General features: G+C 70.8%; 8 protein-coding genes. 5 read left to right on the top strand and 3 right to left on the bottom strand.

From position 1 onward, the window contains the following. Positions 1-29: 29 nt before the first annotated feature. The 3 genes from D7X99_RS03070 to D7X99_RS03060 form a co-directional block, all read right to left on the bottom strand. Positions 30-524, bottom strand: coding sequence for a GNAT family N-acetyltransferase (locus tag D7X99_RS03070; RefSeq protein ID WP_120596974.1), 495 nt, complete (start codon positions 522-524; stop codon positions 30-32). A 96-nt stretch (positions 525-620) separates the two neighbouring features. After that, entirely contained in the window at positions 621-1,676 is a 1,056-nt protein-coding gene (locus tag D7X99_RS03065) for an alpha-ketoacid dehydrogenase subunit beta (RefSeq protein WP_121776402.1), read from the bottom strand. Between the two features lie 2 nt (positions 1,677-1,678). Next, entirely contained in the window at positions 1,679-2,686 is a 1,008-nt protein-coding gene (locus D7X99_RS03060) for a thiamine pyrophosphate-dependent dehydrogenase E1 component subunit alpha (RefSeq protein ID WP_121776401.1), read from the bottom strand. A gap of 344 nt (positions 2,687-3,030) precedes the next feature. On the opposite strand from D7X99_RS03060, the gene D7X99_RS03055 reads away from it, so the two are divergent. The 5 genes from D7X99_RS03055 to D7X99_RS03035 all read left to right on the top strand — a co-directional run bounded on the left by D7X99_RS03055 (position 3,031) and on the right by D7X99_RS03035 (position 11,984). Continuing rightward, entirely contained in the window at positions 3,031-4,830 is a 1,800-nt protein-coding gene (locus D7X99_RS03055; protein WP_120580781.1) for a PP2C family protein-serine/threonine phosphatase, read from the top strand. Between the two features lie 8 nt (positions 4,831-4,838). Continuing rightward, the gene (locus D7X99_RS03050; RefSeq protein WP_121776400.1) at positions 4,839-7,352 is read left to right on the top strand and encodes a tetratricopeptide repeat protein; all 2,514 of its coding nucleotides are present in this window, start codon (positions 4,839-4,841) and stop codon (positions 7,350-7,352) included. Continuing rightward, positions 7,349-8,275: a PhnD/SsuA/transferrin family substrate-binding protein gene (locus tag D7X99_RS03045; protein ID WP_233613061.1), complete on the top strand. Its 927-nt coding sequence runs from the start codon at positions 7,349-7,351 to the stop codon at positions 8,273-8,275. Before D7X99_RS03050 ends, D7X99_RS03045 begins: the two co-directional genes overlap by 4 nt. Before the next feature lie 236 nt (positions 8,276-8,511). Beyond that, positions 8,512-11,133 carry a TonB-dependent siderophore receptor gene (locus D7X99_RS03040; RefSeq protein WP_121776399.1) on the top strand — a complete coding sequence of 874 codons (2,622 nt, stop codon included), beginning with the start codon at positions 8,512-8,514 and terminating at the stop codon, positions 11,131-11,133. A 26-nt stretch (positions 11,134-11,159) separates the two neighbouring features. Continuing rightward, a complete protein-coding gene (locus D7X99_RS03035) occupies positions 11,160-11,984 on the top strand; it encodes a hypothetical protein (protein ID WP_233613060.1) in 825 nt (274 codons plus the stop codon). The last annotated feature ends 3 nt before the right edge of the window (positions 11,985-11,987 follow it).

Genomic DNA, 11,987 nt, shown 5'->3' with positions numbered 1-11,987 from the left:
ATGACGCCGGGTCCTCGCGAGGCTTCCCACTACCGCTGGGGCAGCTCGTACTCCGCGTGGCGGAACACCCCGGAGTCACCTTCCACGTAGCCGCACGCCCGGTAGAAGGCGCGCGTCTCCTCGGTGACGTTGATGGGGGCGATGAGCTGCAGCTGCTTCACGCTCAGCACCTTGCCCCGCTGGGCCACCTGCGCGAGCAGCGCGCGGCCCACGCCCCGGCGGCGCCAACCCTCGGACACCACGAGCTCGTCCACGGTGGCCACGCGCCCGCGCAGCCGCAGCTGCGGCCGGTGGCTGAAGGACACCATGCCCACCGCGCGGTCCTGGGGGTCTCCCGCGACGAAGATTTCAATCTCCGGATGGCTGATGACCCAGTGCACCGTCTGCTGATCGGTGCCCTGGGGGTAGCCCAGCTCGCGCAGCAGCTGGGCCATGACCTCGGCGTCACCGCGACGCGCGCGGCGGATGCGGAAGGCGTTGGCGTCTGGGGCGGGGGTCATGGTGCGGACGATGGGCTGGGACACGGAAGTTGGGATTCTAACGACTGGGCCGCCGGCCTCCAAAGAGGAACGGCGGCCCGGATGTCTTTCTGCGGTGTAGGCGGAAACCCGGGCCAGCGCCTACGGCTGCTCGCGGCAGAGGTTGCGCAGGGCGGTGGTGACGTCGTTCTGCTGCGGCACGGACGCCATCTCCAGCGCGTCCGCCAGGCCGATGCCCGGGATGAACTTGCCGGCGACCAGCCGGGGCGGCGCGAGCAGCGAGTAGAACAGCTCCTCCACGGTGCGCCGGACCAGGTGCTCGCCGAAGTTGGTGACCTCCGTGTCCTCGTTGACGAAGAGCACGCGGCCCGTCTTCTGGACGGAGGCCTTGATCATCTCCCAGTCGTACGGCCAGAGCGAGCGCAGGTCGATGACCTCCACGCTCAGGCCCTCTTCTTCCAACTGGGCGGCGGCCTTGATGCACAGGGGCATGGTGCGGCCGTAGCTGATGACCGTGGCCTGGGTGCCCTCGCGCACGAGCTTGCCCTTGCCAATGGGGATGGCGAACGCCTCCACCAGGGGCCACTGGGGCTTCCACTGCGAGCGGTCACCCAGGGGCGCGTCGATCATCTTCGACAGCGCGCGGTCGTCGTCGGGCTCGCCGGGGATGCGCTCGTCGCCCTTCACGCGCAGGAGCGCCTTGGGCTCCAGGAACATGACGGGGTTGGGTTCCTGGCACGCGGAGATGAGCAGCCCGTACGCGTCCAGCGGCGTGGAGGGCATGACGACCTTCCAGCCGGGGATGTGCGTCATCGTCGCGTCGAAGGAATGCGAGTGGTACAGCGACCCGCGGATGCCGCTGCCCACGGGCGTGCGCACCACCATGGGCACGGACCAGTCACCGTTCGTGGACCAGTGCGTGTTGCCCACGAGCTTGAGCAGGTCGATGGTGTTGTAGATGTAGTCGCAGAACTGGATCTCCGCGACGGGGCGGTGGCCCGCCATCGCCAGGCCCATGGCCGCGCCAATGATGCCGCGCTCGTCCAGGGGGCTGTTCCACGCCGTCTTCAGGCCCTGCGTGCAGGTGAAGACGCCGCCCAGCGGGGCGCCCACGTCCTCGCCGAAGATGTCGGTGACGCCCAGGTTCTCTTCCGCGTAGTGCAGGGCCATGCGGATGGCCTGTGCCATGTTCGCCATGGTTATTTCTTCTCCGCGTAGATGTGGTCCCAGATGGTGTCGCCAGAGGGCTGCGGCTCGTCGCGAACGGTGCGCGCCGCGGCGGCCAGCTCCTCCGCGTACCGGGTGCGCGCCTCGTCCATCTGCTCGCGGTTGAGGACGCCTTCCTGCTCCAGACGCGTTTCGAACAAGCGCAGGCAGTCCTGCTCCTCGTTCACGAAGTTGGCGCCGGACGCGGACGAGTGCCCGTACAGGCGGGACACGCGCGCCTCGATGAAGAAGGGCTTGCGCTCCTTGCGCACGTACTCCATCGCGGCCTGGATCTCCTGGTAGGACTCCACCGGATCAATGCCGTTGATGGTCTTCGCCTGGATGTTGAAGGCGCGCGCGCGGTCGCTGATGTTCGTCTCGCCGTGCTGGCCGTCCGAAGTGGTGCTGATGCCCCAGTTGTTGTTGGTGACGATGATCAGGATGGGCAGCGGGTTGGCCGGGCGGCTGCTCCAGATGAGGCAGCTGGCGAAATCGCCCTCGGCCGTGCCCGCGTCGCCACCGGTGACGATGGTGATGCCGTCGCCTCCGTGGCGCTTCTGGGCCATGGCCGTGCCCGGCGCGACGGCGTACTGCACCTCGATGGGGGAGGTGACGGGCGCGATGTTCTTCGAGCGCCGGCTGAAGTGGCCCGCGAAGTTGCGGCCGCCGGAGTAGGGGTCCGTGGCCGTGTTCTTCATCTGCCGCAGCGCCCCGATGGGCTCCTCGCCCATGGCGAGCAGCGTCGCGGACTGACGGTAGTGCGCGTGCAGGTAGTCGTAGGCCGGGCCCTCGCCGACCTTCATCAGCATGCCCAGGGGGACGTTGAACGCCTCCTCACCGGGGCCGCCGATCCAGAAGTAGCCGTGGCCCTGCTTGTACATCTGGATCAGGCGCTCCTCCAGGACGCGCGCCTTCACCATCAGGTCATGGATGCGAATGAGCTGCTCTCGGGGCAGGGAGAGCGGCGCGGAGTTCTCTTTGATCAACCGGGGCCGGGACACGGGCGGAGGACCTCGAAGGGAAAGAAAGGGACGCCCCTATACTCCGAACGCGGCCTCCCGACTCAAGGACCCTGATGCCTTGGGTGTTCGCCATCACCTTTCGGCCCCCGGGTGGCGCGACGCGGCAATGAGCGGAACTCATCCATGCCCTCGTGACGTGCTGCTTCCAGGAGGCGGTTGGACGCTCCCGGTCCGGGCTGATCGCACGGCCGTTGGGGGGGCGGGAGAGGGGGCGCCCGCGAGGAATCGCCTGACAGGTGGACTCCTCGCGTCAATCAGGAAGTGAGATACAGTCCGCCCCGCCCCGACCGCGTTCTCCGACGCGGGCTCCCCCAGGTGTGCCTTTGTCCCGTACGAACCCGCGCCTCGATCCCGTGCCCGAATCACCTGATGCATCCGATGCGGCGCCCGGCACCCCGCCTCCTCCACCGGAGTACACCGGCACCCATTCCCGGGAGCTCACCGGGCTGCGTGGGGAGAACACGGCCACCCGGCTGACGGGCTCGGTGGGGCTGCCGGCGACGGAGCCCACGAGCACGGTCATCGCGCCCATGGAGGCCGGAGAGCTGCCCAACGTGGCGGCCATCCGCGGGCTCCGGTTGGATCAGCTGCTGCTGCTCACCACGGGCGCGCTGGTCATCGTGATCGTGGGCCTGCTGGCCGCGCTGTCCGCGAAGACGACGGAGGCGCAGCTCACCGCGACGTCGGACCGCTTCACGCAGCGGCTCCAGTCCCAGGCGCGCGAACTGGGCCAGACGGTGAGCCACACGCTGGCGCTCACCTCCGCCACCAGCCTGCGCGACAACAACTACGCGTTCCTCACGGAAGTGGCGCGCTCCATCATCGCGGACAACCGAAACATCCTGCGCGTGCAGATGTTCGACGCGGACGGGCAGCTCGTCGCGGACAGCGACCCGTCCGCCAAGCTGGGCGAGTCCTCCGGAGGCCGCACCGCGGAGCGCCGCTGGGCCAGCGCCTTCTTCCAGGGCCAGCCCGTCTTCGAGTTCCAGGAACCGCTCGACTACGGCTCGCAGGCCGGCAAGGGCGTGGTCGTCATCAGCTACTCGCTGGAGGACCTGCAGAAGCAGCTGCACGAACTGGAGGAGACCAACCGCGCCGCGGTGCGCGCCAACACGCTGCGCATCGTCGGGCTGGGCGTGGGCTTCGTCGTACTGGCCGGCGTGCTGGCCGCCTTCCAGAGCCGCCGCATCACCAAGCCGCTGGGCGTGCTCACCCACCGCGTGATGCAGCTGGCCGCCGGTGACCTGGGCGCTCGCGCGGGCACTGCGCCGGGCGCGGGCCGCGAGGTGACGACGCTGGGCGTGGTGTTCAACCACATGGCGGAGCGCATCAAGGTCCTGCTGGAGGACGTGCGCGCCAAGGCACAGCTGGAGCGCGAGGTGTCGCTCGCGCGTACGGTGCAGGAGACGCTCCTGCCGGGTCGCGAGGCCGTGACGGTGGGCCCGCTGCGGCTGGCCGGGCTGGTGGTGCCCGCGGACGCGTGCGGCGGCGACTGGTGGTTCCGCGCCGCGCTGGACGACCGGCGCGTGGTGATTGGCATCGGAGACGTGACGGGCCACGGTCTGTCCACGTCGCTGGTCGCCACCAGCGCCACCAGCGGCTTCGCCTCCGCCATGACGCTGCGCGAGCCGTCGCAGGTGCACGCGCAGATGCTGATCACCGCGCTCAACGTGACGCTGGCCAACGTGGGCCGCGGCGAGCACCAGATGTCCAGTGCGCTCGCGGTCATCGACGTGTACAGCGGCCAGATTGACTACGCGGCGGGCGCCCACCCGGCGGCGGCCGTCTACAACCGGAACACACGGCAGATTTCGTCGCTGCCGGCGCGCGGTCCGTTGCTGGGCGCGAACGTGGCGTCGCAGTTCACGTCGCGCCAGGCGCAGCTGAGCCCTGGTGACATCGTCGTCTGGTACACGGACGGCCTCACCGAGGCGCGCGACGGCGCCAACCGGCTCTACGGCACGCAGCGGCTGGCCGCCGCGCTCCAGACCCACGCCCACCTCCCCGCCGACGCCCTTCGCGACGCGCTCCTCGCGGACGTGCGCGCGTACAGTGCCGGCCAGCCCCAGCGCGACGACATCACCGTCATCGTCGCCGAATTCAGCCCCGCCCCCTCGCCTTGACGAACCGCATGCGCCCATTCCACCGTTCCCCGCGCCGCGTCTCCACCGCGCTCGCCCTGCTGGCCACCCTGGCCGGCCCGCCGGCGGCGCTCGCCCAGTTCCGCCCACCGCCCGCCACCGAGGCGCAGCGCATGACGGAGCAGGGCGAGCAGGCCCTCGTGTCCGCCAACGCCGCCGCCTCCAAGGGCGACAAGAAGGAGGCGGAGGAGAAGTTCAAGAAGGCGCTCCAGCTCTTCGAGCAGGCGCTCACGCAGGAGCCGCAGTCCGTGTTCGCCGCCGCGGGCCTGGGCAGCGCCGCCAACGCGCTCCAGGACTTCCAGCGCACGGTGACGCGCCTTGCGCCGGTGTTCGCGCAGAACCCGCAGGAGCTGTCGCTCGCGTACCCGCTGGGCACCGCGTACTTCAAGCTGCGCCGCTTCCAGGAGGCGGTGCCGGTGCTGGAGCAGGTGGCCGCCGCGGATCAGCCGGACCACCTCATCGTCCACTACTACCTGGCCAGCTACTACCTCTACGTCCAGGACGGGAACCGGGCCGTGACGCGGCTGCAGCGCTACCTGACGCTGCGTCCGGAGAAGCTCGCGGGCAACGACTTCCAGATCCACGAGCTGCTGGGCAAGGCGCACCTCATCCGCCGGGACGCTGTCGCCGCGCGCGCCTCGTTCGAGAAGGCGCAGGCTGGCCGGGCCGAGTCCGCGACCGCGCAGATCGGCCTCGCGGCCGTGCTGGAGATGGAAGGCCACGTGCAGGAGTCCCGCGCGCTCCTGGAGCGGCTGGTGACGAAGTTCCCGCAGGTAGCGGAGCCGAAGGAGCGCCTCGCGCGCCTGTACCTCGCTGCGGGTGACGTGCCGCGCGCGGACCTCCAGGCCACCGCCCTGATGAAGCTGGGCTCCACGCCCGCCGCGCACCTGCTCCTGGGTGACGTGCGGCTCGCGCAGAAGCAGCCCGCGCAGGCGGAAGCGGAGTTCCGCAAGGTGCTGGAGCTGCAGCCAGGCCTGCTCCTGGGCCAGATCGCCGTGGGCAAGGCGCTCCAGGCGCAGGCGCGCCACGAGGAGGCCATCCAGTTCCTGGAGTCCGCCGTGAAGTCGGGCGGCGGCAGCCTGGAGCTGTGGGCGACGCTGGGCTCCGTCAACCGCCGCGCCGGCCGCTACCAGCGCGCGGTGGAGGTGCACCGGCGCGTGGTGGAGATGGCCCCGCGCCAGGCGCTGGGCCACGTGCTGCTGGGCGCGGATCACTTCGCCACCGGCCAGTGGGACCAGGCCATCGAGGACTACGGCAGCGCGCTCCAGGTGGAACCCAACCACCCTGGCGCGAAGCAGTGGCTGGCCCGGGCCCTGGCCCACCGCGCGAGAGATCGCGCCGGGACCCAGCGCCTGGAAGACGCCGTGCGCGACCTGCGCCGTGCGTATGACCTGGACCGCTCCGTGCCCATGGCCCGCCGGCTGGGCGCGGCGCTCCTGGACAGCCACCAGTTCGCGGAGGCCCGCAAGGTGATGGAGGGCGCGGTGACGCTGCCGGGCGCGACCTGGCGCGAGCACCTGTTGCTCGGCTATGCCCGGCTGGGCGGAGGCGACGCGCAGGCCGCGCTCGCCGCGTTCACCCAGTCCGGTGAGGCCACCCAGGAGCCGGATCAGCGCGCGGAAGCGTCCGCGGGCGCCGCGCTCGCGGAGGTGGAGCTGGGTCAGGTGGATGCCGCCGTGCAGCGGCTGACCGACGCGGGCCCCTCCAAGACGGCCGCGAAGGTGGCGGAGGCGAACCTGCCTCGCGTGCTGGTGCGCCGGGCCCTGGCGAAGCTGGAATCGGGCGACGCCGCCGCGGCGAACCGGGACCTGGACGCGGTGGACCGCCTGGGCACCAGCAAGCGCGCGGACCTGGCGAAGCTGGCCGCCTTCGCCCGGGCGCTCACGCGCGCGGAGGAAGGGAAGTTCGCGGAGGCCACCGCGGGCCTCAAGCGCTCCCTCACGCCTGCTCCGGAATGGGCGTGGCCCAACACGCGCACGCTCGCGGACGCGTGGGTGCTCTACCGCCAGGGCAAGGTCGCGCCCTCGCGCAAGCTGCTCACCACCGCCCAGAAGAAGCCCATGCCCGGGCAGCCCAAGTGGATGGGCAACCTCACCGGCGCGCTGCTGCGTCGTGAGGCGGCGCTCGCGTACGCCTCCGGCAACATGAAGGCGTCGGAGAAGGCGCTGAAGGCCGCGCTCACCGCGACGCCCGACGACGCGCTGGTGCAGCACAACCTGGCGTGCGTGGACTGGCGCCAGGGCGACAGCGCTTCGGCGCTCGCGACGTGGAAGCGCCTGGAGACCGCCGTACCTGTCGCCTCGCTCAACCTGGGCATCGACGCGCAGGAGCGACGGCATGAACCCGCCGAGGCCGTGGACGCCTGGCGCCGCTACCTGGCTGCTGGCGCGGGCCCCCGCGCCGCCCAGGTGCGGGAATGGAAGGACCGCCTGCAGGGCCTCTATGGACTGGGTGACGCGCAGGGCGTCACGCCGGCCACCGGGGTCGCGGAGGAGACGCCGTGAAGACGCCATCCCTTGTCGCGCGGGGGAGCCTCCTGCTCGCCGCCGTGCTGTTCGCCGTTTCCGTTGCCAGCCCCGCGTCCGCCGCGCCGAAGAAGGCCACGCTGGGCGTGTTCCTCGCCACCACGCTGTCGGACGGCCAGGAGCGCTTCCAGTACGCGGAGGCGCTCGCCCAGAAGCTGGAGGCCAGCCTGGGCCGCCCCGTTGGCGCCAAGAGCTTTGGCCGCTACGAGGACTTCTCCAAGGCGGTGGGGGAGGGGCAGATCGACTTCGCCGTGGTGGACGGCTGGGCCGCGGTGCAGCTGGGCTCCAAGGCGGAGCCGGTGGCGTACGCGCCGCGCGCCGGTGAGACGCAGCAGCGCTGGGCCATCATCTCCCTCCAGAAGGGCACCGTGAAGGACCTCGCCGGCAAGCGCATGGCGCTGGTCAAGGGCGCGGGCTCCTCGGATCCCAAGTTCGTCTCCCACGTCGTGCTGGGCGGCGACCTGGACGCGCAGAAGCACTTCAAGCTGGTTCCGGTGCCCAACGTGGAGTCGGCGGTGAAGATGCTGGAGGCCAAGGGCGCGGAGGCCGCGCTCGTGCCGGTGGCGCACGTGCCCAAGGACATGCGGGTGCTCTTCAAGAGCACCCGGGTGCCGGGCGCCGTGCTGGTGGACCTGAAGGGCGGGGGAGACGCGTTGTCCCAGTCCCTGTCCTCCGTGGGTGCGGTCGCCCCGTTCGACGCCTTCGCCCGCATCCAGGGCCGCGAGTTCGAGGACTTCCGCAAGCTCGTCACCCAGGGCCCCCCGCGCCGTCAGCCCGTCCTCGCGGACTCTCCCGACCTGCGGGTGGAGACGCCCGTGCTCGTCCAATCCGAGTCGCTGGGTCCCGCGCTCCCGCCGTTCGTGGACGACCTGTCCGTCTCCGCCGAACAGCCGGATGACTGATTGCGCCGTGAGCTGATCCGCGCACGGTGTTTCCACCGCCGTGCGCGTGTTTCACCGCGATCGACAGCCATGACTTGGCCTAAGGCGAGCTATTGCGGTAATTTGAGAAGTCGAGCGGAACGCCACCGTTCAGGGGTGGAAACTCGTCCCTGAGAACGATTGCCAGTAGCACCGGCTCTGGTTCCTGGCGCTAGAACCGCGGATACCCCCTGCTTCCCCTCGTGGAATTGAGAACGATGGACTCGACTGAGTACGGTGGATCGCGCACCAACGCGGTGAAGGGGTTTGCCGGTCGGATGGGCGCGCGCGCTTGCCTGACCCTGGTGGTTTGCGCCCTGTCCCTCTTCGCATTGGAGACGGCCCAGGCCCAGGAGGCCCAGGAGCCCGCCCCCAAGACGCGGCCCAAGGCCACCCGCAAGCGCGCGGCCACCACGCCGGGCGCCAAGGCCGCAACGCCGGGTGCCAAGGCCGCAACGCCGGGTGCCAAGGCCGCAACGCCCGGCGCGAAGCCTCCGCGCACGGCGAAGACGCGCCGGGGCGCTAAGGCGCAGCCCCCGCCGACGGACGTGGAGCCCATTCCCGGGGACGAGCCCGCCGCGCAGCCGCCGGCGCTCGCGACCGAGCCGCCGCCCGCGCCGCTCGCCCCCGTGGCCGGCCCTGGCCCGTCCGTTTCGGATCCGCTGCCCGTGGCCTCGCCGTCGCCATATGACGGGCCGCTGACTTCGGACATCCCGTCCAACCCGCCGCCCGCGCCCGCGCTGGGTGCCGGCGCGGTGCTGCCGTCGTCGCAGCCGCGCACGGCGGACAACGTCCCGGACCGCGCGCCCTTCACGGAGCCCACCTCCGACCGCGCGCTGCCTCCGCCCTCCAGCCTCTCCGGCCTGGACGGCCCGGACCTGGGCGGTGGCGACGACCTGGAGCAGAACATCAACAGGGCGCTGAGCGAGGCCGTCGTCACCACGGCGTCCAAGCGCAGCCAGCGCATCTCCGACGTGCCCCTCACGGTGTCCTGGATCCCCGCGGAGGAGCTGGAAGGCACCGGCCAGTTCTCGCTCTGCGAGGCCATCCAGTACTTCCCCGGCATGGAGTGCCGCCGGGGTTCCATGCGCAAGGCGGCGGTGAGCGCGCGCGGCCTGGGCTCCAACTACCTGTCCAACCGACTCCTGCTCCTCAAGGACGGCCGTCCGCTGACGGACCCCTGGACGGGCCAGTTCTACGCGGATGAGACGACGCCGCTCACCAACCTGAAGCAGGTGGAAGTCATCCGCGGCCCGGGCTCGTCGCTCTACGGCTCCAACGCCTTCAGCGGCGTCATCAACATCATCGAGCGCCAGCCCGCGGACCTCATCGCCAAGGGCCAGAACGTGGGCGCGGACGCGCGCATCCTCGCGGGCCAGGACAAGACCTGGCGCCTGCAGACCAACGTCGCCGGCCGCGGCGGCCCGGTGGAGGCGCTGCTCGGCTACTACGGCTTCGGCTCGGACGGCCCGCAGCTCTTCAACAACCCGCAGCTGAACCAGACGGACACCAACGAGGACTCGCTGGTCCACCAGGTGAACGGCAAGGTCCGCGTGGGCCCCCTCGCGCTGGACGCGGACTTCACGGACGGCAACATCGGCCGGCCCGGCGGTCAGAACATCTCCACCGTGGGCAACTGCGGCCGCTGCCACTACACCGCGCAGGACAACGAGCACGTCCAGAACCTGAACGCCGGCCTGCAGCTGGATCAGCAGGTGACGGACCACGTGCGCGTGTTCGCCCAGGCCTACGCCTTCTTCAAGCGCCGCAACGTGACGCTGGAGAACGAGGTCACCGGCGCCCTGGAGGACACGCTGGGCAAGCGCAGCCGCCTGGGCGGTGAGGCGCGCGCGCTGTTCTCCCTGGACAAGCTCTCCGTCACCGTCGGCGGCGACGTGAAGGCCGACCAGGTGAACAACCAGAACATCCTGCCCGGCCTGACCCTGGACGACACGAAGCAGACCATCCTGGGCGGCTTCGTGGACGCGGAGTACCGCATCACGGACCGGCTGGTGGTGGGCGCGGGCGCCCGCTACGACAACTACCAGATCCCCTCCAAGGTCTGGGAGGCGAAGACGGATCAGGTGTCCCCGCGCGCCAGCGTCGTGTTCCACGCCATCCCGGAGCTGCTCACGCTGCGCACCAACTACGGCCGCGCCTTCCGCGCGCCCACGATGGCGGAGCTGGCCATCAACCAGCAGATGTACGCCGCGACGCTCCTGGGCAACCCGGCCCTGCGCGCGGAGACGCTGGACACGGTGGAGGCGGCGGTGGACTTCTGGCCGATGGACCGCAGGGTGCGCCTGACGGGCACGGGCTTCTACAACCGCGCCCGCAACTTCATCAATCAGGAGCTCCTCTTCGGCTCCACGTCCCAGTTCAAGAACCTGGGCGACGCGCGCGTGGCGGGCTTCGAGGCGGAAGCGGCGGCGCAGGTGCCGTCCCTCAACTCGTCCTTCGACGTGGCCTACCAGTTCCTGGACGCCCAGGCGCTGCCGGTGGGCGGCGGATCCAGCTACCCGCTGGACTACGCGCCCAGCCACCGCGTCTACCTGCGCGGCCGCACCAACATCGGCAAGTTCGCCTTCGTGGAGCTCTACGGCCTGTTCGTGGGCGCCCGGTATGATCCGGGCTTCGTGGTGGACGAGAACGTCGGCACCACCACCCGCGTGAAGCTGCCCAGCTACATCACCGCGACCGCGCGCGTGGGCTTCAACGTCCACGAGCGCGTGGCGGTGTCCCTGTTGGGCACAAACCTCTTCAACGCGAAGTACGAGGAGTCCCACGGCTTCCCTGCACCGCCGCTGGGCGTCTTCACAGAAGTTCGACTCCATTATTAGGGCGCTGTTTGGATACCGTCGCCGCCGTGAAGGATGCTCCCCTGAAGTTGACGCCGGACACGACGCTCACGCCGGAGGCGCTGGAGAAGGCCTCCGGAGTGCTGGCCCGGGACGGCCTGTTGCTGGGGCGCGGTGACGACGCGGCGCCGCAGCTGGTGCTGTTCGACGGGCGGTTCACTCCCGCCCACGCCGCGCTCCTGGAACGCCGCCCCCCGGCGCTGCTGTTGGCCACCCGTGAGGGCGGCCAGCCGTCCGCCTGGGAGGCGCGGCTGTTGAGCGCGCTCCTGCGCGGCGAGCCCATGATCCCCAAGGAAGCAGCCACGTCCGTGGCGTGGCTGGGCAGCGTGGCGGAGGTGACGGCCGTGGGCGAGCGCGCGGCCGAGGCCGTCCTCCAGGCTGGCGGCTCCAAGGGCGCGGCCAGCCGGGTGGCGGATGTCGTCCATGAGATTGGCGTGAACGCGCTGCTCGACGCGCCAGTGGACGGAAGCGGCGAGCCGAAGTACGCCCACCGGCGCGGCCAGGTGCAGTCGGTGGCGGATGAAGACCGCTGTCTGGTGTCGTGGGCGGTGGCGGACGGCAGGGCGTGGCTGGAGGCGACGGACCGCTTCGGCCGCCTGTCGGTGTCACCGCTGGTGCGAGTGATGAAGGCCTGGGGTGAGAAGGCGCAGGTAGATGCTTCGGGTGGTGGCGCGGGCCTGGGTCTGCGGCGCATCCTGGAGCACAGCGACGCGGTGGCGGTGCGGGTGACTCCGGGAAAGCGCACACAGTTCGCCTGTGGAGTGGACCTGGGCGACGCGCGCCGCCGGGCCGCGCAGCCCAAGTCGCTGCTGTTCAGTCTGGAACGAGGGTAGGCG

The organism is Corallococcus sp. AB032C, assembly GCF_003668935.1.
Classification (GTDB): Bacteria; Myxococcota; Myxococcia; order Myxococcales; family Myxococcaceae; genus Corallococcus; species Corallococcus exiguus.
This window is presented reverse-complemented; position numbering and strand designations above follow the sequence as displayed.